This is a genomic window from Stenotrophomonas rhizophila (genome assembly GCF_001704155.1).
GTDB classification, from domain to species: domain Bacteria; phylum Pseudomonadota; class Gammaproteobacteria; order Xanthomonadales; family Xanthomonadaceae; genus Stenotrophomonas; species Stenotrophomonas rhizophila_A.
On sequence record NZ_CP016294.1, the window covers coordinates 946503 to 967111 of the forward strand.

Annotated in this window: 15 protein-coding genes and 1 riboswitch; of the genes, 9 read left to right on the forward strand and 6 right to left on the reverse strand. The window is 66.9% G+C overall.

Annotated elements, in window-relative coordinates; all coding sequences use genetic code 11:
- Positions 1-87 precede the first annotated feature (87 nt).
- The gene (gene ftsZ, locus BAY15_RS04120; protein WP_068849242.1) at positions 88-1314 is read left to right on the forward strand and encodes a cell division protein FtsZ; all 1227 of its coding nucleotides are present in this window, start codon (positions 88-90) and stop codon (positions 1312-1314) included.
- A 173-nt stretch (positions 1315-1487) separates the two neighbouring features.
- Positions 1488-2399, forward strand: coding sequence for a UDP-3-O-acyl-N-acetylglucosamine deacetylase (gene lpxC, locus BAY15_RS04125; RefSeq protein ID WP_068849244.1), 912 nt, complete (start codon positions 1488-1490; stop codon positions 2397-2399).
- Positions 2400-2667: 268 nt separating this feature from the next.
- Here lpxC and BAY15_RS18780 read toward each other — a convergent pair whose 3' ends face one another.
- Complete coding sequence (locus BAY15_RS18780) at positions 2668-3108, reverse strand: DUF721 domain-containing protein (RefSeq protein ID WP_083214065.1); 441 nt, start codon at positions 3106-3108, stop codon at positions 2668-2670.
- 12 nt (positions 3109-3120) lie between these two features.
- Here BAY15_RS18780 and BAY15_RS04140 point away from each other — a divergent pair, with 12 nt between their 5' ends.
- The 4 genes from BAY15_RS04140 (at position 3121) to BAY15_RS04155 (ending at position 11984) form a co-directional block, all read left to right on the forward strand.
- A complete protein-coding gene (locus BAY15_RS04140; protein WP_068849249.1) occupies positions 3121-4071 on the forward strand; it encodes a M23 family metallopeptidase in 951 nt (316 codons plus the stop codon).
- A 164-nt stretch (positions 4072-4235) separates the two neighbouring features.
- A complete protein-coding gene (gene secA / locus BAY15_RS04145) occupies positions 4236-6971 on the forward strand; it encodes a preprotein translocase subunit SecA (RefSeq protein ID WP_068849252.1) in 2736 nt (911 codons plus the stop codon).
- Positions 6972-7272: 301 nt separating this feature from the next.
- Positions 7273-10932 carry an autotransporter domain-containing protein gene (locus BAY15_RS19640; protein ID WP_068849254.1) on the forward strand — a complete coding sequence of 1220 codons (3660 nt, stop codon included), beginning with the start codon at positions 7273-7275 and terminating at the stop codon, positions 10930-10932.
- A gap of 95 nt (positions 10933-11027) precedes the next feature.
- Positions 11028-11984 (forward strand): Nudix family hydrolase, encoded by a 957-nt coding sequence (locus BAY15_RS04155; RefSeq protein WP_068849256.1) that lies wholly within the window; start codon positions 11028-11030, stop codon positions 11982-11984.
- Here the strand turns inward: BAY15_RS04155 and BAY15_RS04160 are convergent.
- Positions 11974-12561 (reverse strand): DUF4124 domain-containing protein, encoded by a 588-nt coding sequence (locus BAY15_RS04160; RefSeq protein ID WP_068849258.1) that lies wholly within the window; start codon positions 12559-12561, stop codon positions 11974-11976. The genes BAY15_RS04155 and BAY15_RS04160 overlap by 11 nt on opposite strands.
- A 53-nt stretch (positions 12562-12614) precedes the next feature.
- Positions 12615-13442 carry a methylenetetrahydrofolate reductase [NAD(P)H] gene (metF, locus tag BAY15_RS04165; RefSeq protein WP_068854545.1) on the reverse strand — a complete coding sequence of 276 codons (828 nt, stop codon included), beginning with the start codon at positions 13440-13442 and terminating at the stop codon, positions 12615-12617.
- A 120-nt stretch (positions 13443-13562) separates the two neighbouring features.
- Between metF and BAY15_RS04170 the strand changes: the two genes are divergently transcribed.
- Both BAY15_RS04170 and BAY15_RS04175 read left to right on the forward strand, forming a co-directional pair.
- On the forward strand, positions 13563-14441 hold the full coding sequence (locus tag BAY15_RS04170) for a TIGR01777 family oxidoreductase (protein ID WP_068849260.1): 879 nt from the start codon (positions 13563-13565) through the stop codon (positions 14439-14441).
- A gap of 40 nt (positions 14442-14481) precedes the next feature.
- Positions 14482-15039 (forward strand): DUF3228 family protein, encoded by a 558-nt coding sequence (locus tag BAY15_RS04175; RefSeq protein ID WP_068849262.1) that lies wholly within the window; start codon positions 14482-14484, stop codon positions 15037-15039.
- 2 nt (positions 15040-15041) lie between these two features.
- Here BAY15_RS04175 and ybaK read toward each other — a convergent pair whose 3' ends face one another.
- From ybaK to ahcY, 3 genes are all read right to left on the reverse strand, one after another.
- Positions 15042-15512, reverse strand: a complete 471-nt coding sequence (gene ybaK / locus BAY15_RS04180) for a Cys-tRNA(Pro) deacylase (RefSeq protein WP_068849264.1) — start codon at positions 15510-15512, stop codon at positions 15042-15044.
- A gap of 140 nt (positions 15513-15652) precedes the next feature.
- On the reverse strand, positions 15653-16180 hold the full coding sequence (locus tag BAY15_RS04185) for a hypothetical protein (RefSeq protein WP_157771691.1): 528 nt from the start codon (positions 16178-16180) through the stop codon (positions 15653-15655).
- Between the two features lie 140 nt (positions 16181-16320).
- Positions 16321-17766 (reverse strand): adenosylhomocysteinase, encoded by a 1446-nt coding sequence (gene ahcY, locus BAY15_RS04190; RefSeq protein WP_068849268.1) that lies wholly within the window; start codon positions 17764-17766, stop codon positions 16321-16323.
- A gap of 32 nt (positions 17767-17798) precedes the next feature.
- A riboswitch (S-adenosyl-L-homocysteine riboswitch) is annotated at positions 17799-17886 on the reverse strand.
- A 126-nt stretch (positions 17887-18012) separates the two neighbouring features.
- Here ahcY and BAY15_RS04195 point away from each other — a divergent pair.
- Positions 18013-20535, forward strand: a complete 2523-nt coding sequence (locus BAY15_RS04195) for a S9 family peptidase (RefSeq protein ID WP_068849273.1) — start codon at positions 18013-18015, stop codon at positions 20533-20535.
- The last annotated feature ends 74 nt before the right edge of the window (positions 20536-20609 follow it).

Here is a 20609-nt window from a genome sequence, read left to right on the forward strand (position 1 = left end):
ACACAGCCGCAACGGCAACATGCAGCGCGAAGGCAGGACGCCAACACGCCCATGCCAACCACAAGCGGATACAACGAGGACACGGACATGGCGCATTTCGAACTGATTGAGAAGATGGCACCCAATGCGGTGATCAAGGTGATCGGCGTGGGCGGCGGCGGCGGCAACGCCGTGGCGCACATGGTCAGCACCAGCGTGGACGGCGTGGAATTCATCACCGCCAACACCGACTCGCAGGCCATCAAGAATTGCGGTGCCAAGCTGCAGCTGCAGCTGGGTACCAACGTCACCAAGGGCCTGGGCGCAGGCGCGAATCCGGAAGTGGGCCGCCAGGCCGCGCTGGAAGACCGCGAACGCATCATGGACGCCCTGCAGGGTGCGGACATGGTGTTCATCACCGCCGGCATGGGCGGTGGTACCGGCACCGGCGCTGCACCGGTGGTGGCACAACTGGCCAAGGAGATGGGCATCCTGACCGTCGCCGTGGTCACCAAGCCGTTCCCGTTCGAAGGCCGCCGCCGCATGCAGGTCGCGCTGAAGGGCATCGAGGAACTGAGCCAGCACTGCGACTCGCTGATCACCATCCCGAACGAAAAGCTGATCACCGTGCTGGGCCGCAACGCCACCATGATCCAGGCCTTCCGTGCCGCCAACGACGTCCTCCAGGGCGCCGTGCAGGGCATCGCCGACCTGATCGTGCGCCCGGGCCTGATCAACGTCGACTTCGCCGACGTGCGCACCGTCATGTCCGAAATGGGCCTGGCGATGATGGGTACCGGCACCGCCCGTGGCGATGACCGCGCCCAGGCCGCCGCCGAAGCCGCCATCCAGAACCCGCTGCTGGACGATGTGAACCTGGCCGGTGCCAACGGCATCCTGGTCAACATCACCGCCGGCGCCGACTTCACCATGGCCGAGTTCGACGAGATCGGCCGTACCATCGATGGCTTCGCCTCCGAAGACGCCACCGTGGTGGTCGGTACCGTGCTGGATCCGGACATGCAGGACGAAGTCCGCGTGACCGTGGTTGCGACCGGCCTGAACCGTGCCGTGGCCGCCAAGTCCCAGCGTCCGGGCGAGCGCGCGCCGATCAAGCTGGTCCGCAACGCCACCACCGGCCAGCCGGAGTTCGGCGATTTCGACAACGGCGGCGATGCCGTGTCCAAGGCGGTCGGCGGCATGGGCCTGGGCCTGCGCCGTCCGAGCGCCGACACCGTGGCCCCGTCCGCACCGTCGGCCTCGGGTCCGGCCGCGGCTGAGCTGCCCAACGATTACCTGGACATCCCGGCGTTCCTGCGCCGCCAGGCGGACTGAGGAACGCGGCCGGGGTCTTGTCCTCCCCGGTAAGCGCCTCCATGTCCCTTGCTGCCGGGCCAGGATAGGCCCGGCAGTCTGCCGCCCCCGGTTCAGAAAGGAGCGGTGGTAGTGCGTGTTATTCTTGTTTGTCACTGTCGCGTTGACTGCGCGCTTTCCCCCGGCTGGCCCCCATGATTCCGCAACGCACCCTCAAGAACACGATCCGCGCCACCGGCGTTGGCCTGCACAGCGGTGACAAGGTCTACATGACCCTGCGCCCGGCACCGGTCAACCATGGCATCGTGTTCCGGCGCGTGGACCTGGACCCGGTGGTGGAAGTGCCGGCCCGTGCGGACCTGGTCACCGAAGTAACCCTGTGCACCGGGCTGACGTGCAACGACGCCAAGATCCAGACCGTCGAACACCTGATGTCGGCCCTGGCCGGCCTGGGTGTGGACAACATCATCGTGGAGCTGTCCTCGGCCGAGCTGCCGATCATGGACGGTTCCTCGGGCCCGTTCGTGTTCCTGCTGCAGTCGGCAGGCATCGCCGAACAGGACGCGCCCAAGCGTTTCATCCGCATTCTCAAGACCGTGGAAGTCACCGAAGGCGACAAGGTCGCCCGCTTCGAGCCGTATGAAGGCTACAAGCTCGGTTTCACGATCCAGTTCGACCACCCGATGATCCCGGCCAAGCAGTCGCGCGCCGAGATCGAGTTCTCCACCGCCGCCTACACCAAGGAAATCTCCCGCGCGCGCACCTTCGGGTTCATGCGTGACCTGGAGTACATGCGCGAGCGCAACCTGGGCCTGGGCGGTTCGATGGACAACGCCATCGTGCTCGACGAATTCCGCGTGCTCAACGACGACGGCCTGCGTTACGCCGACGAATTCGTGCGCCACAAGATCCTCGACGCGATCGGTGACCTGTACCTGGCCGGCGGCCAGGTGCTGGGCGCCTACGAGGGCTTCAAGTCCGGCCACGCGCTCAACAACAAGCTGGTGCGGGCCCTGCTGGCCGATGCCACCGCCTGGGAGTGGGTGAGCTATGACGCACCCAGCAGCGTGGTGCCGGTCGTCTACGGCGCCCCCGCATACGCTTAACTCGTTGAAATGATTGGAAAAGAATGGCGCCTTGGGCGCCGTTCGTCGTTTTCGGCGGTGTGCGCGGCGTGATGTTGACGTCAATGAACCGTGTACGTACCTGGGTCACGTTTTTGTGAACCCGATCCGGTTTCGAGCTGAATTTAACGAACTTTTAATAAAAGACTAACGACTGGACGACCCAGCACGGCTACGATGGCCGCCGGCTCCCAACCAGATTCACGTGATCGTGACGACGGTAGGGAAGGGGCGGGATGCCCCGATGGCTTCAGGACCTGGTCGAATCCACGTCCTTTAGACAGGCCAACGCGTCGCGTAGCCCTTTGTGCGTGGCGGCTGAAACTGCGTGGGGGCCATTCCTGTTATCGATCGCTGGGGAGCGTGGAGGAGCGGCAGCCGCGGTTTTGACGGTCACCTTGGTGACCTTCAGCCCGATGGACCGGGCCGCGTCGATCAACTGAGCCTCGGCAAGCCGCACTTTGGCGTGCCAGACAGGGGATTCGACGAGAAAAACGAGGTGTTCGCCGTTCACATTCGCCAACCGGCAACGGGTGGCCAGGGTGGGCGGCAAATGGGGGCGCAACTGACGGTCCAGCGCATCGAGCCACAGGGCACGACGCAGCGGATTGCCAGCTTTGTCACCCATGACTGCATCCAGCGCCGGCTTCGGCGTTGACGCAGGACGGGCACTGGATTTCGGCTCAGACATGAAAACTCACTGATGGCATTCAAAAAGATCGTAATCAAAACGCGTGAAGGACAGGCCAAGACGCCGCTGGCGCGTTTGCGTTTCTACTTCGAGGACAGGCCCCGCGCCCTGCTGGGCAGCGTACTCGGGCTGGGCTGCCTGATCGGCTTCGGTGCCGGTCTGGGTGGCAGCATGTTCAACGATTCCCGGCTCCACGCCAAGGTCGCCCAGCAGGAACGCGACCTGGCGCAGGCCCGCAAGGACGCCCAGACCCAGGTCAACGCCCTGGCCGCCCGCATGGGCGAGCTGCAGGCGCAGGCGACCCGGCTCAATGCGCTGGGCGAACGGCTCACCCAGATGGGCAAGCTGGAAGACGGCGAGTTCGACTTCAACGAGACCCCCGGCCTCGGTGAAGGCGAGCCTGGCCCGACCCAGGACATCCCGGTCAGCGCGGTCAACGCCGACTTACAGGTGCTGGAGCAGCGCTTCGCTGCTTCAGGCCGCCAGTTGTCGGTGATGGAATCGCTGATGTTCGACCACCAGCTGGAGCAGGACGCCGTGCCGGGTCGCATGCCGATCCGCAACAGCTACATCACCTCCAGCTTTGGTGGTCGCAACGACCCGTTCGGTCGCGGTCGCGGCAACCACAAGGGCATCGACTTCCATGCCAAGGTCGGCGACCCGGTGATGGCCGTGGCCGATGGCGTGGTCAGCTTCGCCGGCGTGAAGGGCGGCTACGGCAACGTGGTCGACGTGGACCACGGCAATGGCTATGTGACCCGCTATGCGCACAATTCGCGCCTGGTGGTGAAGCCGGGCGACCTGGTGCGGGCCGGCCAGGAAGTGGCCAAGGCCGGTTCCACGGGCCGTTCCACCGGTGCCCACGTGCACTTCGAGGTCTGGGAACGCGGCCAGGTGGTCAACCCGCGCAAGTTCCTGGGCGATGGCGGCAACACCCCGGTCGGGCGGGTTTCCCGCGGCTGAGGGCGCCATCTGGCGGATCGCGGGCGCTTGAAACCAAGTGCCCTCGTCCCAAGCTACAATGGGTGTTGCCATAGACAGGGCGCGATGCGCCCTGTTTCGTTTGCGGCGGGCGGCTCCCGAGGGAGCGTCGCCGTTGGGGCGTCTCATTCCAACCGGTTCCTTCAATGATCAACAGCCTGCTTACCCGCGTCTTTGGCAGTCGTAACGAACGCCAGCTGCGCCAGCTCAACCGCATCGTCGCCAAGATCAATGCGTTGGAGCCGGACATCGAAAAGCTCTCCGACGAGCAGCTCAAGGCCAAGACCCCGGAGTTCAAGCAGCGCATCGCCGACGGTGAAGCCCTGGACAAGGTGCTCCCGGAAGCCTTTGCGGTCTGCCGTGAAGCCAGCCGCCGCGTGCTCGGCATGCGCCACTACGACGTCCAGCTGATCGGCGGCATGGTCCTGCACCTGGGCAAGATCGCCGAAATGCGCACCGGTGAAGGCAAGACCCTGGTGGCGACGCTGCCGGTGTACCTGAACGCGCTGGAAGGCAAGGGCGTCCACGTGGTCACCGTGAACGACTACCTGGCCCGCCGCGACTCGGCGCAGATGGGCAAGCTGTACAACTGGCTGGGCATGAGCGTCGGCGTGGTCTACCCGGGCATGCCGCACAGCGACAAGCGCGAGGCCTATGCCAGCGACATCACCTACGGCACCAACAACGAATTCGGCTTCGACTACCTGCGCGACAACATGGCGCTCTCGCGGGCCGACCGTTACCAGCGTGGCCTGCACTACGCCATCGTCGACGAAGTCGACTCGATCCTGATCGACGAAGCGCGTACCCCGCTGATCATCTCCGGCCCGGCCGACGATTCCCCGGAGCTGTACATCCGCGTCAACCGCGTGGTGCCCAGCCTGATCCGCCAGGAAGCCGAAGAAGGCGAGGGCGATTTCTGGGTCGATGAGAAGGGCAAGCAGGTGCACCTGTCCGAAGCGGGCATGGAGCACGCCGAGCAGCTGCTGGTCGAAGCCGGCATCCTCAGCGCCGAAACCGAAGGCCTGTACGCGGCGCAGAACCTCACCGTGGTCCACCACCTCAATGCCGCCCTGCGCGCGCATGCCATCTACCAGCGCGACGTCGATTACATCGTGCGTGATGGCGAAGTGGTGATCGTGGACGAATTCACCGGCCGTACCCTGGCCGGCCGCCGCTGGTCCGATGGCCTGCACCAGGCGGTGGAAGCGAAGGAAGGCGTGCCGGTCCAGCGCGAGAACCAGACGCTGGCGAGCATCACCTTCCAGAACCTGTTCCGCATGTACAAGAAGCTGTCCGGCATGACCGGTACGGCCGACACCGAAGCCTACGAATTCCAGAGCATCTACGGCCTGGAAGTGGTGGTCATCCCGACCAACCGCCCGACCATCCGCAAGGACTCGCCGGACCAGGTGTTCCTCAACCGCAACGGCAAGTTCAACGCCGTGCTGGCCGACATCCAGGAATGCAACAAGCGCGGCCAGCCCGTGCTGGTCGGCACCACCTCGATCGAAACCTCGGAAATGCTGTCCGAGCACCTGCGCAAGGCCGGCGTGCACCACGAAGTGCTCAACGCCAAGCAGCATGACCGCGAAGCGACCATCATCGCCAACGCCGGCATGCCCGGTGCGGTGACCATCGCCACCAACATGGCCGGCCGTGGTACCGACATCGTGCTGGGCGGTTCGCACGAAGCGGAGCTGCACGCGCTGGGCGAAGATGCCACCGCCGAGCAGCGCGCCAAGGTCAAGGCCGACTGGCAGGTCCGCCACGACCAGGTCAAGGCCGCCGGCGGCCTGCACATCGTGGGCACCGAGCGCCACGAATCGCGCCGTATCGACAACCAGCTGCGTGGCCGTTCCGGCCGCCAGGGTGACCCGGGTTCGTCCCGCTTCTACCTGTCGCTGGAAGACAACCTGATGCGCATCTTCGCCTCGGACTGGGTCCAGAAGGCGATGCGCATGATGGGCATGAAGGAAGACGACGTCATCGAAGACCGCCTGGTCAGCCGCCAGATCGAAAAGGCGCAGCGCAAGGTCGAAGCGCACAACTTCGACATCCGCAAGAACCTGCTGGACTTCGACGACGTCAACAACGACCAGCGCAAGGTGATCTACGCCCAGCGCGATGAGCTGCTGGACGCCGAGTCGGTGAAGGACAACGTCGACGGCATCCGCGGCGATGTGATCTACGACATCGTGGCCCGCTTCGTGCCGCCGAACTCGATTGACGAACAGTGGGACCTGCCGGGCCTGGAAGCCACCCTGGCCTCCGACCTGGGCGTGCAGATGGACGTCACCGGCATGGTCAAGCAACACGAAGAACTCGACGCCGAAGCCATCGCCAACAAGGTGCAGGCCCGCGTGGACGAGCACTTCGAGCAGAAGGAAGCCGGCGTCGGCGAAGAGACCATGCGCGCGCTGGAGAAGCACGTCATGCTAACCGTGCTCGACCAGAGCTGGAAGGAGCACCTGGCCCGCATGGATTACCTGCGCCAGGGCATCTACCTGCGCGGTTACGCACAGAAGCAGCCCAAGCAGGAATACAAGAAGGAAGCCTTCGAGCTGTTCTCGGAAATGCTGGAGAACGTCAAGCGCGAAGTGGTGACCCTGCTGGCGCGCGTGCGCATCCGCAGCGAGGAAGAAGTGGCGGCGCTGGAAGCAGCCGAACGCCAGCAGGCCGAAGCGCGCCTGCTGCAGTCGCAGTTCCAGCACCAGAACGTGGGCGGCTACGGCGCCGACGAAGAGGCGGCGGACGTGGAAGCCCAGCGCAGCGGCGTCGTCGGCCAGGTGACCCGCGAAGAGCCCAAGGTCGGCCGCAACGATCCATGCCCCTGCGGCAGCGGCAAGAAGTACAAGCACTGCCACGGCCAGTTGAGCTGATCAGAAAAAAGCCCCGCGGAAGCGGGGTTTTTTTTGATCTCTGTTCGCAGGACGCAAGCGATTGTTGGCATCGATCTGTGACCGAAGTCCCCGATGTGGACCTTTCAGAGAAAACTGACACGGAAGCGTGGTGCATCCCCACGCGAGTGTCAGATGCGACCCACGTGTGGATATACGACAGAGGGTTAACGTGTTCAGCACTGTCGCGAATGCATTGCATTCGGGGCAGGCTCGACGCGCATTGCGCTCCGCAGGCTGCGGCAGCGTCGCGTTTCCCCTGAGTCGCCATCCATGGAGTTTCATGAACAGGATTTATCGCCTGGTGTTCAACCGCACCACCGGCCTGATGCAGGTCGCGTCCGAACTCGCCACGTCCCCCTCTTCCTCCTCTCCCGCGACCGACAGCCGCCGCCGGCGTTCGCCGCTGAGCGCTGCCATGCTGGTTGCGCTCGGCCTGTCGGCCGCCTCGCTGCCTACCGCCTTCGCGGCGGTGTATGACTTCGATGCGAGCGAGACCGTCACCGATCCGCGCGCTTATGTCGATGGTTTCCGCGTCGGCCCGAACGGCGCGGTGGAAGTCCAGCTGCGCAACGGCGGCACGTTCACCTCCAACGGCCTGGTCTCGCTGGGTACGCTTGCCGGCAGCAATGGCGAACTGCAGATCTTCGGGCCGACCTCGTCGCTGACCGTCAACAGCGCCGTCGTGCGCGTGGGTGAAGCAGGCACCGGCGCGTTGCGTCTTTACGATGGCGCAAAGGCCACCCTGGGCTCGACGCTGTCGTTCGGCTATGCAGCCGGTTCCAGCGGCATCGGCCAGGTCGATGGCACCGACGCACTGCTTACCGCCCGCCAGATTCTGGTCGGTCGCGAAGGCAGTGGCATGCTCACCATCCGCAATGGTGCCCGCGTGGAGACCACGCTGCAGGCACCGCCTATCGGCGATTCGTTTGGCATGAGCGTGGGTACCGAGGTCGGCAGCACGGGCACCATCAACGTCACCAGTGGCGGCCAGCTGCTGGTCACCGGCAATGACCTGCGCGTCGGTGAGGGCGGTACCGGCGCGCTGTTCATCAACAATGGTGGCGTGACCGCCGGGCGCGACGTGCTCATCGGTGCTGCCGCCAGTGGCAAGGGCGAAGTCATTGTCCGCAACAGCGGCACCTTGGCGTCGCAGCTGGTCAGCATCGGTGAAGCACAGGAGGCCAGCGGCTCGCTTCTGGTGAGCGGCGCAGGTTCGACGGTCACCACCGATACCCTGCGGGTGTCCGGCAACGGCGACGGTCTGCTGCGCATCGAAGATGGCGCGCTGGTGGCCGTGACCGGCAACGTGACCGCCGAAGACAACCAGGGCCTGCCGAGCACCGCCGCACGCACCGGCCGCATTGAAGTGACCGGCGCCGGTTCGGTACTGAGCGGCGACCGGATCATTGCAAGCACCCAGCTGCTGGTGGAGAACGGCGGCCAGATCCAGTCCAACACCGCGCGCATCCGCGACTCGCTCAGCGCTACCGGTACCGCCACCCTCACCGGTGCCGGCAGCCGCTGGACCAACCAGGGCGAGCTGGACATCCGCACCGGCGTGGACGTGCTGGACGGTGCGGTGATCGGCACCGACACGCTGCTGGTGTCCGGCGGCGCCAACACCATGACCTTCAAGATCGGCGCGGTCGATGAGCAGGTCCGCGTCAGCGGCGCGGGTTCGGCCATTGAGGCCACCGGCGACGTCACGGTGGGCAGCCACCTGGTCGGCGAACCGTTCGGCATCCTCAACGTGGCCAATGGCGGCCGTGTTGCCGCCGGCGGGGACCTCAAGCTGGGCACCCTGGGCTTTGTCGTGGTGGGCGGCGGCCTGGATACCTGGTCGGTCGCCGACGGCGCCCCGACCTGGGCGGCGGCCGAAGCGGCCGGCGAACTGGGCGCGGCCGATATCGTCATGGACGGTGCGCTCAGCGCGCTGGTGTTCAACCACACCGGCGACATCAGCCTGGCCAACACCGTCAGCAGTACCAATGGCACCACCGGCGGCGTGACCAGCGTGGCCGGCACCACCACCTTGACCGGCGACCTGGCCGACTTCGGGGGCAAGGTCACGGTCAACGGCGGCACGCTGCGCATCGATGGCGACATGTACACCGGGCGCAGCTATACCGGTACCAGCCAGGCTGCTGCACAGCAGATCGAGGTCACCGGCGGCACCCTGGTGCTCAACGGCAACTCCGGCTTCGACCAGACCATCAACTACGGCAGCAGTACCGGCGTGGTGCGCAGCTCGAACGTGATGGTGCGCAATGGCGGCATGCTCGCCGGCAATGCGACCGTGGGCACCACCCAGGTCTTCAATGGCGGCGTGCTGTCGCCGGGTGATGCCGGCATCGGCACGCTCACCATCAACGGTGACCTGTACATCAATGCCGCGGGCGCGGTGCCCGAAAGCGTGGCCGACAAGGCCTTCTACGACGTGGACCTGCTTGGCAACGGCCAGTCCGACCGGGTTGCCGTCACCGGCAAGGCCTACATCGGCCATGGCGTCGGCATCGCCGGCAGCACCGGTGCCACCGGCGTGCGCGTGACCGGGCTGGACCCGAATGCCAGCTACCAGAACGGCCAGACCTACGCGATCCTCGACGTGGCCGGCGGCATCAATGGCGGCTTCGACGATGTGATCTCGCGCTCGGCCTTCATCACCCCAACCCTGACCCAGACCGGCAACCAGGTCGTGCTGACCATCGCGGTCAACACGCCGGTGACCCCGGTGGATCCGGTCGACCCGGGTACCCCGGTTGATCCGGGCACGCCCGTCGATCCGGGCACCCCGGTCGATCCCGGCACGCCAGTGGATCCGGGCTTCCCCGGCACCCCGGGCGTGACCCCACCGATCGTCTTCGGCGCCGTCGCCGTCACCGGCAACCAGCGCGCCACCGCCGCGGCGCTGGATTCGCTGCAGCAGTCCGGCGACGCGCTGGCGCTCTACAACGGCCTGCTGATGCTCGATGAGGCCGGTGCGCTGGTTGCCTTCGATGACCTCGGCGGCGAACTGCACGCCAGCAACCGTGCGCTGCTGCTGGATGACCGCTTCCTGCGTGAAGGGATCTTCCAGCGCCTGCGCCCGGCGCCGGACACCAAGCTCAACGGCTCCTCGGTGTGGGTGGCCGGCAGCGGCGCCTCCAAGCGCCAGGACAGCGATGGCACCGCCTCGCGCACCCAGGAAACCCGCCAGGGCCTGATGGTGGGCTACGACTGGACCTTCGGCGACCGCTGGACCGTCGGCGTGGCCGGTGGCCCGGAATCGCTGCGCCAGCAGATCCGCGACCGCAACGCGATCACCGAGGTCGACGCGGTGCACGGTGGCCTGTACGCCGGCTTCCGTGGCGAGCAGGCCTGGATCAACGGCGGCGCCAGCTACGCCGACTACGAGGTGGATACCCGCCGTGAACTGGGTGCCGGCACGTCCTGGGAACAGAGCCTGGGCAGCCAGCATGACGCTCATTCGGTACAGGCGTTTGCTGAAGGGGGTTGGGACATCCAGCTCAGTGCGCTGACCCTGAGCCCGTACCTGGCCGTGGCCTACACCCGCCTGTCGAGCGAGGCCGCCACGGAAACCGGCGGCACCGCAGCCCTGTCGGTGGCATCCAGCAAGGATGAGGTCTGGACCACCACGGCCGGCATCCGCGCCGCGTGGGACATCAGCGGTGGCCAGACCGACGGCGCCCGCCTGGAGGCCGGCCTGGCCTGGCAGAACGCGGCCGGCGAACTGCGTGCCGACTCGCGCAACCGCTTCGTGGCCGGCAGTGACAGCTTCACCGTCAGCGGCCTGCCGCTGGCGCGCAACGTGGGCATCGCCGAACTGGGCGTGTCGTTGAACACGTCGGACAACAGCCGCCTGTCGATGTTCGCGCAGGGCCGTGCCGGCGATGGCCAGCGTGAAGTGGGCGCCCAGCTGAACTGGAACGTGGTGTTCTGATCGACCCACCGCCTGATCCACCCGAAGGGCCCCGCATGGGGCCCTTCGTCTGTACGGCATTGCGCATGCACGGGCCGATTGGGCATTCTGGTCGCATGCCATCCCCCAAACGATCGATCCACGTCGTGGCCGGCGTCATCACCGACGCCCGCGGCCGCATCCTGCTCAACCGCCGTACCGAGAACCGCGACATGGCCGGCCTGTGGGAATTCCCGGGCGGCAAGCGCGAAGAGGGCGAGAGCTCCGAGCAGGCGCTGGTGCGCGAACTGCGCGAGGAGCTGGGGATCGAGGCCGAGGTCGGCGACTGGATCATGGACGTACCGCAGCTCTACCCGGACAAGCACCTGCGCCTGGAAGTGCGGCACATCCGCAGCTGGAAGGGCTCACCTCGCGGCCGCGAAGGCCAGGCCATCACCTGGGTGGCGCCGGACAAGCTGTCGCGCTATTCGATGCCGCCGGCCGATCTGCCGGTGGTGGCCGCGCTGCGCCACCCGGACCGCTACCTGATCACCCCCGAACCGGACACCGACGAGGATGCCGCGCACCAGGACTGGTACGCACGGCTGGCGCGTGCGCTGGAGGCGGGCGTGCGCCGCGTGCAGCTGCGCACGCCAAACAGCCAGGCCCGCATCGCCTTGGCCGAACAGGCCGTGGCCCGGCACCGCGGCGGGGTGCAGTGGCTGCTGAATCGCGATATCGAACTGGCCCGCCGGCTTGGCGTGGGCGTGCACCTGGGCGGCGAGCAGTTGCTGCAGCTGGAGGCGCGGCCGTTGCCGGCCGACCAGCTGGTGGCCGCGTCCTGCCACGACCTGGCCCAGCTGCAGGCCGCGCAACGACTGGGCTGTGACTTCGCCGTGCTCGGCCCGGTCCAGGCCACCGACAGCCACCCCGGCAGCGTGCCGATGGGCTGGGACGCCTTTGAAACCCTGCGCGCACAGGTCTCGCTGCCGTTGTACGCGCTGGGCGGCCTGCACCCGGACGACATCACCCAGGCGCGCCGCCACGGCGCGCAGGGCATCGCCGCCATCCGCGCGTTGTGGCCTACAGGGTGATCCAGAAACAGCCGTACTGACGGCGCAGTCCAAACACCGTCCGCGCCGGCGTGGCCGTCGTACCGAGTGTCTGCTCCAGCCGCAGCCCGATCGGCCGCGGCCGGCTGGCCTGCGGCGCGGCCGCTTCCACTGCCTCGACCAGGGTCGCGTTCGGGTCGACCGGCAGCGGCGTCGGCGCGGCGACCTCCGGGTATACCGGGGCGATATCCAGCAGGGGCCGCTGCACCACCGATTCCAGTCGCCCGATGATCTGGTTGGCGGCGGCATTGGAGACGTTGCCCCACAGGTAGATCGACGACAGCCGGTTGACGTCCTGCAGGCTCACCGCATCGCGGATCTGCCCGGTCAGCTCGCTCAACCGGCGCGCGCAGCCGGCGCGGTAGATGCCGGTATTGCCCACCGAATCACCACGCGGCGGCATCCGCGCCGTCGCGCCCAGCGCATCGCAGCTGCGGTCGGTGAACACCGTTTCGCCCTGTGCAGTGGTGCAACGGTTCACGCGCTGCGCCTGTGCCTGCGCCCAGGGGGCCCAGCACAGCATGCACAGCGACAGCAGCAACGGAACGACCGGTCTCATCGCAGCAGGGTAGCGGGACGCGCGTTATCTGCAAGCAATGGCGTGCGCGATGTTCAGCGGCCCAGCAGCTTCAATACCTGGGTGGTGGGCTTGGCCAGGTTGAGGGTGTAGAAATGCAGGCCCGGTGCGCCGCCGGCCACCAGCCGCTCGCACAGCTGGGCGACCACTTCGGCACCGAAGGCGCGCACCGCATCGGCGTCGTCGCCGTAGGCCTGCATGCGCTTGCCGATCCAGCGCGGGATCTCGGCACCGCACTGTTCGGAAAAGCGGCGCAGCTGGCTGAAGTTGGAGATCGGCATGATGCCCGGCACGATCGGCACCTGCACGCCCAGCTTGCGCACCGCGTCCACGAAGTGGAAATAGGCGTCGGCATTGAAGAAGTACTGGGTGATGGCCGCATCGGCACCGGCGTCGATCTTGGCCTTGAAGTACCTCAGGTCGCGCAGCGCGTCGTCCGATTGCGGGTGCGTTTCCGGGTAGGCGCCGACCTCGATGTGGAAGGCGTCGCCGTGCTCGGCGCGGATGAAGGCGATCAGTTCCGACGCGTAGCGCAGGTCGCCGGGATGGCCCATGCCCGAGGGCAGGTCGCCGCGCAGCGCCACGATCCGCCTGCAGCCGATGGCCCGGTACAGCTTGAGCAGTTCGCGGATCTCCTCGCGGCTGCCGCCCACGCAGGACAGGTGCGGCGCGGCCTCGAAGCCGTGGTGCTGCTTGAGGTGTCGCACCGTTTCGGAGGTGTAGCTCAGGGTCGAGCCGCCGGCGCCGAACGTGCAGGACACGTATTCCGGCGCGTACGCCTTGAGCTTGGCCGCGGTACGGTCAAGCTGGGCGCGCTGGTCGTCGGTCTTGGGTGGGTAGAACTCGAAGCTGAGGGCGGTCATGGGCGGCGGCGGCAGCGGATGTGGGTCCATCATATCGCTTCATCGCGATGAATGTAAAAGGTGGCGGGCGTTGCGTTTACACCCGGGCGGGTAAAGTGGCCTTCCCCAAGGAGAGCACGCATGGACATCCTGATCACCGGCGGCACCGGCTTCATCGGCCAGCGCCTGTGCCAGCGGCTGCTGGCGGCCGGGCACCGGGTCACGGTGCTGACCCGCAGCCCGGGTCGGCCCGGCCAAGCCGGGGTGCAGTACGTCGGTGCACTGGGCGATGTGGGCCCGGTCCATGCGGTGGTGAACCTGGCGGGTGAACCGCTGGTGGAAGGCCGCTGGAACGCGGCGCGCAAGCAGGCCATGCTCGAGTCACGCATCGGCACCACCCGGGCCCTGCTGGACTGGATGCGCGGGTTGCCGACCCGCCCGCAGGTGCTGGTGTCCGGCTCGGCGATCGGCTACTACGGGCCGCGTGATGCCACCCCGCTGGATGAAGCGGCCTCGCCGGGGCATGACTTCGCCGCCATGCTGTGCCGGCGGTGGGAGGCCGAGGCACTGAAGGCCGAAGACCTGGGCGTGCGCACCTGCCTGCTGCGCACCGGCATTGTGCTCGACCGCGAGGGCGGTGCGCTGGCGCGCATGCTGCCGCCGTTCCGGATCGGCGCGGGTGGGCCGATGGGCGATGGCATGCAGTGGATGAGCTGGATCCATCGCGACGACCTGGTGGGGCTGATCCTGTGGCTGCTGGCCGATCCCGAAACACGTGGCGCCTGCAACGGCACCGCGCCGGCGGCGGTCACCAATGCGGAATTCGTCCGCACCCTGGCGCATGTGCTGAAGCGGCCAGCGTGGGTGCGGACGCCGGCATTCGCATTGAAACTGGCCTTCGGCGAGATGGCGGGCCTGCTGCTGACCGGGCAGAACGTGGTGCCGGCGCGCGCGCTGCAGGAAGGCTACCGGTTCCGGTACCCGACACTGGAAGCGGCCCTGCGCGCGATCCTCGGCTGAGGGCGGTTACCCTGTGCGCCTGTCTCCAGCTGCGTACGCCATGTCGATTGTCCTTACCGAATTCGCCCGCCCCCGTCTGTTCCCGCGCGTGCCCCGTGGCAACACCATCCAGGACTGCACCGCCGAGCAGTTCCAGGCGCACCTCAACGCGCACGCGCCGTTCAAGGTGCTCGATGGCTACGCGCCGTTCTGCAAGCTGTTCGTGTATGAGAACTGGACGTCCACGCGCTGCCTGACCGTGCCGGTCACCGATGCCAACCGCCACCAGCTGCGCAGCGCCTATGAGGCGCGCAACCGCGACGAACTGCCGGTGCTGGTGCGCTGGTTCGAGGGCGTGCAGTCGCCGCGCGCGAACTACCTGGTGGTCATCCTGTACAGCGCCGAACAACTGGCGAAGGAAGGCTCGCCGATCGAAGCGGACTGGGGCATCGTCGGCTGCATCTACACCGCCGAACCGGAAGAAGTGCCGATGGCGCCCATCACCATGATGCGCAATGCGCTGGGGGTGGAAGAGGGCGGCTCCGGTGTGCCGCTGGATCGTGAGGCTTACAAGCGCGCCGTGGCGTACTGGGAAAGCCACGCGAACTGGCGGCCGTAAGGTTACGGCCGACCGATACCCGCCATTTCTGCTTCGGTCAGCGCGACCAGATCGGCCGGCGCCAACGCCACCTCGAGCCCGCGTCGGCCGGCGCTGACGTGCATCACCGGCAGCGCCTGCGCGCTGGCATCGATGAAGGTGCGGTGCTTCTTCTTCTGGCCCAGCGGACTGATTCCGCCGACCAGGTAGCCGGTGGCGCGCTGTGCCGCGTCCACCGCCGCCATCTCGCACTTTCTACAGCCCGCCGCCTCGGCCAGCGCCTTCAGGTCCAGCGTGCCGCTGACCGGCACGATCGCCACCAGCAGCTCGTGCTTTTCGGTTCTGGCCAGCAGGGTCTTGAACACCAGTGCGGGGTCCAGCCCCAGCTGCTCCGCCGCTTCGCCGCCATAGGAGGCGGCGTTGGCATCATGGTGGTAGGCAAGCACGCGGTGGGCGATACCGTGCTTCTTGAGCAGATTGATGGCCGGGGTCATGGTCATGCAGCTGGCGTGGTCGCACTACCTTAGCGTGGGCGCGACCGCAGAATCTTGACCCGGACTATCGGGGGCGGTTCCAGGTAGGGGTCTATCCCGCTGCTGCCGGCACTGGGGCCGCCAGCAGCAGGAATGCAACCTCAACCCATGGGCGCGCAATCGACATGGTCGACCTTCCCGGCCCCGTACTTCGCTTCCGCCTTGGTTTTTGCCAAGCCATCGGCCACGTCACCGTTGCTGGCAGCGACCTGGAAGTAACCCTCCGCCTCGCCCTTGAGCACATTGCCATCCGCATCGTGCACGGCACACCGGTAGTCCTTGGTTGCACCTGTCGCTGGGGCAGATGGAGCCGTTGGCGTCGGATCGGTTGTCGTGGCCGGTGCCGACGTTGCCGTGCTCGATGCCCCTGCCACCGCATCGCATTGGGCCTTGGTCAGCGTGACGCTGTTCTTCTTGTAGCGCGTGGCGGCAGCCAGCGCACCGGCCTCCGCTGCTTTCAGGTCGGCCGCCTTGATGGCGTATTTCCCGTCCGCGTTGGAGCTCGCTTCCGGCGTTTTGCCATCTGCACCGGAAAACACCATGCACCGATAGTCGGCGGCGTGGACGGGGGACATGCAAGCGGCACCGCACAGCACCAGCAGTGCGGGAACTAGGAACTTGATATTCATGGAAATCTCCGGAATGCACCCAGATATTCCCCCGCGCGCTGATGATCCCGGCGCGGATGTGAAGCTCGCATGACGAAAACGGGCGCCCGAAGGCGCCCGTGGTATCCGGTAGTGCCGACTGTCAGTCGGCAACCGTCCGATCAGTAGCGGTAATGCTCCGGCTTGAACGGACCTTCCACCGGCACGCCGATGTAATCGGCCTGTTCCTTGGTGAGGGTGGTCAGCTTCACGCCGATCTTTTCCAGGTGCAGGCGCGCCACTTCCTCGTCCAGCTTCTTCGGCAGCAGGTACACCTTCTTCTCGTAGCTGTCCTTGTTCGCCCACAGGTCGATCTGGGCCAGGGTCTGGTTGGCGAACGAGTTGGACATCACGAAGCTCGGGTGGCCGGTGGCGCAGCCCAGGTTGACCAGGCGGCCTTCGGCCAGCAGGAAGATCGCGTTGCCGTTCGGGAACACGTACTTGTCCACCTGCGGCTTGATGTTGATGTGCTGCACGCCCGGGAAGCCCACCAGCGCATCGACCTGGATTTCGTTGTCGAAGTGGCCGATGTTGCAGACGATGGCCTGGTCCTTCATCGCGCTCAGGTGCTCGATGCGGATGATGTCCTTGTTGCCGGTGGTGGTGACATACAGGTCCGCACGGCCCAGGGTGGATTCGATGGTGTTGACCTCGAAGCCTTCCATCGCCGCCTGCAGGGCGCAGATCGGATCGATTTCGGTCACCACCACGCGCGCGCCGTAGGCACGCAGCGACGCGGCGCAGCCCTTGCCCACGTCACCGTAGCCGCAGACCACGGCGACCTTGCCGGCCAGCATCACGTCCATCGCGCGCTTGAGGCCATCGGCCAGCGACTCGCGGCAGCCGTACAGGTTGTCGAACTTGGACTTGGTGACCGAGTCGTTGACGTTGATCGCCGGGATCAGCAGGGTGCCGGCCTGGGCCAGCTGGTACAGGCGGTGCACGCCGGTGGTGGTTTCTTCCGACACACCCTTCCAGTCCTTGACCACGCGGGCCCAGTAGCCCGGGCGTTCCTTGGCCACGCGCTTGAGCAGGTCCTTGATGACCTGTTCTTCGTGCGAGGCCGCTTTTTCGTCGACCCAGGTGCTGCCGTTCTCGAGCTCATAGCCCTTGTGGATCAGCAGGGTGACATCGCCACCGTCATCGACCACCAGTTCGGGGCCGGTCAGGGTGCCGTCGGGCAGGGTGAAGGTCAGCGCGTCCAGGGTGCAGTCCCAGTACTCTTCCAGCGACTCGCCCTTCCAGGCGAACACCGGGGTGCCCGACGCGGCGATCGCCGCAGCGGCATGGTCCTGGGTGGAGAAGATGTTGCACGAAGCCCAGCGCACGTCGGCGCCGATGTCCTTCAGCGTTTCGATGAGCACGGCGGTCTGGATGGTCATGTGCAGCGAGCCGGTCACGCGCACGCCCTTCAGCGGCAGGGTGGCGGCGTGCTTGCGGCGGATCGACATCAGGCCCGGCATTTCGTGCTCGGCGATATCCAGTTCCTTGCGGCCCCAGTCGGCCAGCGAGATATCGGCAATCTTGTAATCACCTTCGGTGGAGAAGGTCTTGGCAACAGCGTTCATGCAAAAGCTCCGGTAATGGACGAATGGCTCGTCTTCGCCGGGCGCCGTTGGAACCAGCCCTGCCACCGAGCCTGGCCGTGCGGAACAGGTCCGGCAGCGGTCGCAGCGCCCCTCGGTGGAGGGGATGCCCATTATATCCCGGCGCACCGCCCGGGCATGAATCGGCGTACGCCCCCAACCATCGGCAGGGGGGCAAATCGCGCCCCGCTGTTAAGGTCCAAGGTTTGCACAGGATGGGGTGGGAAGATGACAGGCACTGACCGTACGCGCCGCGCGCGCTGGAGCAGCCGGCTGATGGTGGGCATGGCACTGCTGGCGGTGGCGCCGCTGGCGCTGGCGGCAACGCCCACGGCCGGCAAAAAGGCGCCCCAGGCCACTGCGGCCCCGGCCGGGCAGGGTTACCAGCTGCCGTCGGCGGCGCTGCAGGCGGTGGCCAACGCCCCGCGGGCGCCCACCCTCAGCCTGTCGCCGCGCCGCGATATCGCCGCCCTGCTGCAGACCCCGCCGCTGCCTTCGATCAACGAGGTGGCCCAGCCCGAGCTGAAGCTGGCCGGCGTGCGGATCAACCCGGCCACGTATTCGGCCAGCACCTTCACCTTCGCCGACAAGCTGTGGCTGATGAACATCGCCGACGGCAAGGAGCGCCAGGTCACCGGCCTGCCGCAGCCGCTGTCGGTGGCCTCGCTGGCATGGTCGCCGGACCAGCAGTACCTGGCCTTCAACCAGGTGCATGCCGCCAGCGGTGCCAATGAGCTGTGGATCATCGACGTGGCCAGCGGCACGGCGCGCCGCCTGCTGGCCGATCTCAACACCGTGTTCGGCAGCGGCTACGACTGGCTGCCCGACAGCCGCGGGCTGGTGGTCACCCAGCAGGTCAAGGGCCAGGGCCCGGCGCCCGCCGCCGGTGGCATCCCGACCGGCCCGGCGATCCAGCAGACCCAGGCCGACGCCGGCGTGCGTGCGATCCGCACCTACCAGGACCTGCTCAGCAACGAAGCCGATGCGCGCCTGTTCGATCATTACGCCAGCTCGCAGCCGGTCCGCGTGGCGCTCAATGGCGTGACCGCGCCGCTGTCCAGCGCCGGCGTCTACCTGGACGTCAGCATCTCGCCCGACGGCCAGCATGTGCTGGCCCAGCGCGTGCAGCGTCCGTATTCCTACCTGGTGCCGGCCGATGATTTCCCGCGCCGCATCGAAGTGCTGTCCGCCGCCGATGGCCGGCTGCAGCACACCGTGGCCACCCTGCCGCTGGTGGAGGGCCTGCCCACCGGCAACGACGCGGTGCCGACCGGGGTGCGCGAGGTGAGTTGGCGCGCCGATGCGCCGGCCACGCTGGTCTGGGCTGAAGCGCAGGACGGCGGCGATCCGGCCCGCGATTCCAAGGTGCGCGATGCGGTGCTGATGCAGGCCGCGCCGTTCGAGGCGCCGCCAGTGACGCTGGCGCAGCTGGGCAGCCGCTATGCCGGTATCCAGTGGGGCCGGGGCGACCTGGCGCTGCTCAACGAGTCGTGGTGGAAATCGCGCGTGGTCAAGCAGTGGCGAATCGCGCCGGACCAGCTCGACCAGGCCCCGCAGCTGCTGTCCGAGCGTTCATCGCAGGACCGCTACAACGATCCCGGCAAGCCGGCGCTGGTGCGCGATGTGAACGGGCGTTCGCGCCTGCAGATCACCGCCGATGGGCGCGGCATCTTCCTGATCGGCCAGGGTGCTTCGCCGGAAGGCGACCGACCGTTCGTGGACCGCTTCGACCTCGAGAGCCGCACCGCCACCCGTCTGTTCCATTCGCAGGCGCCGACCTATTCGCTGCCGCAGGCACTGCTCGACCAGGAAGGCACCTCGGTGCTGCTCACCCGCGAGTCGCCCGATACGCCGGCCAACTACTTCGTACAGTCGCTGGCCGATGCCACCGCCGCGCCGCGCGCGCTGACCCGTTTCGAGCATCCGCTGCCGCAGCTGCGCGGGGTGAGCAAGGAACAGATCCGCTACAAGCGCAACGACGGTGTCGACCTGACCGCGACGCTGATGCTGCCGCCGGGCTACAACGCCAGGAAGGACGGCCCGTTGCCGATGCTGATGTGGGCCTACCCGGGTGAGTTCAAGACCGCTGCGGCGGCCAGCCAGGTGACCGATTCGCCCTATCGTTTCAACGCCATCGGTTATTGGGGCCCGCAGGCGTTTTTGGCCAAGGGCTATGCGGTGCTGGTGAGTCCGTCGATGCCGATCATCGGCGAAGGCGACAAGGAACCCAATGATACCTACCTGCCCCAGCTGGTGGCCAACGCCGAAGCGGCGGTGGATGAAGTGGTGCGGCGAGGGGTGACCGACCGCGAGCACATCGCCATTGGCGGGCATTCGTACGGGGCGTTCATGACCGCGAACCTGCTGGCGCATACGCGGCTGTTCAAGGCCGGTATCGCGCGCAGCGGTGCGTACAACCGCACGCTCACCCCGTTCGGGTTCCAGGCCGAGGAGCGCAACTTCTGGCAGGCGCAGGACGTGTACCTGAAGATGTCGCCGTTCAACTTCGCCGACAGGATCAAGGATCCGATCCTCTTCATCCATGGCGGGGACGACAACAATTCCGGTACGTTCCCGATCCAGAGCGAGCGCATGTTCGCGGCGGTGAAGGGGCTGGGCGGTACGGCGCGGCTGGTGATGCTGCCCAACGAGTCGCACCATTACCGCGCGCGTGAGTCGCTGATGACCATGCTGGCGGAAAGCGAGCGGTGGTTGGAGCAGACCATCGGGCCGGGCATGAAGATCAAATGATGCCGCGCCGGGCGTTGCCCGGCGGCTGCAACACATGCAATTGAAACCATTTGCGCGGCAGGGATTGCCGCGCA

Bases quoted from the DNA above. Each gene is read 5' to 3' on its own strand.
- ftsZ (WP_068849242.1), top strand. From the start codon at position 88: ATGGCGCATTTCGAACTGATTGAGAAGATGGCACCCAATGCGGTGATC.
- lpxC (WP_068849244.1), top strand. From the start codon at position 1,488: ATGATTCCGCAACGCACCCTCAAGAACACGATCCGCGCCACCGGCGTT.
- BAY15_RS18780 (WP_083214065.1), bottom strand. From the start codon at position 3,108: ATGTCTGAGCCGAAATCCAGTGCCCGTCCTGCGTCAACGCCGAAGCCG.
- BAY15_RS04140 (WP_068849249.1), top strand. From the start codon at position 3,121: ATGGCATTCAAAAAGATCGTAATCAAAACGCGTGAAGGACAGGCCAAG.
- secA (WP_068849252.1), top strand. From the start codon at position 4,236: ATGATCAACAGCCTGCTTACCCGCGTCTTTGGCAGTCGTAACGAACGC.
- BAY15_RS19640 (WP_068849254.1), top strand. From the start codon at position 7,273: ATGAACAGGATTTATCGCCTGGTGTTCAACCGCACCACCGGCCTGATG.
- BAY15_RS04155 (WP_068849256.1), top strand. From the start codon at position 11,028: ATGCCATCCCCCAAACGATCGATCCACGTCGTGGCCGGCGTCATCACC.
- BAY15_RS04160 (WP_068849258.1), bottom strand. From the start codon at position 12,561: ATGAGACCGGTCGTTCCGTTGCTGCTGTCGCTGTGCATGCTGTGCTGG.
- metF (WP_068854545.1), bottom strand. From the start codon at position 13,442: ATGACCGCCCTCAGCTTCGAGTTCTACCCACCCAAGACCGACGACCAG.
- BAY15_RS04170 (WP_068849260.1), top strand. From the start codon at position 13,563: ATGGACATCCTGATCACCGGCGGCACCGGCTTCATCGGCCAGCGCCTG.
- BAY15_RS04175 (WP_068849262.1), top strand. From the start codon at position 14,482: ATGTCGATTGTCCTTACCGAATTCGCCCGCCCCCGTCTGTTCCCGCGC.
- ybaK (WP_068849264.1), bottom strand. From the start codon at position 15,512: ATGACCCCGGCCATCAATCTGCTCAAGAAGCACGGTATCGCCCACCGC.
- BAY15_RS04185 (WP_157771691.1), bottom strand. From the start codon at position 16,180: ATGAATATCAAGTTCCTAGTTCCCGCACTGCTGGTGCTGTGCGGTGCC.
- ahcY (WP_068849268.1), bottom strand. From the start codon at position 17,766: ATGAACGCTGTTGCCAAGACCTTCTCCACCGAAGGTGATTACAAGATT.
- BAY15_RS04195 (WP_068849273.1), top strand. From the start codon at position 18,013: ATGACAGGCACTGACCGTACGCGCCGCGCGCGCTGGAGCAGCCGGCTG.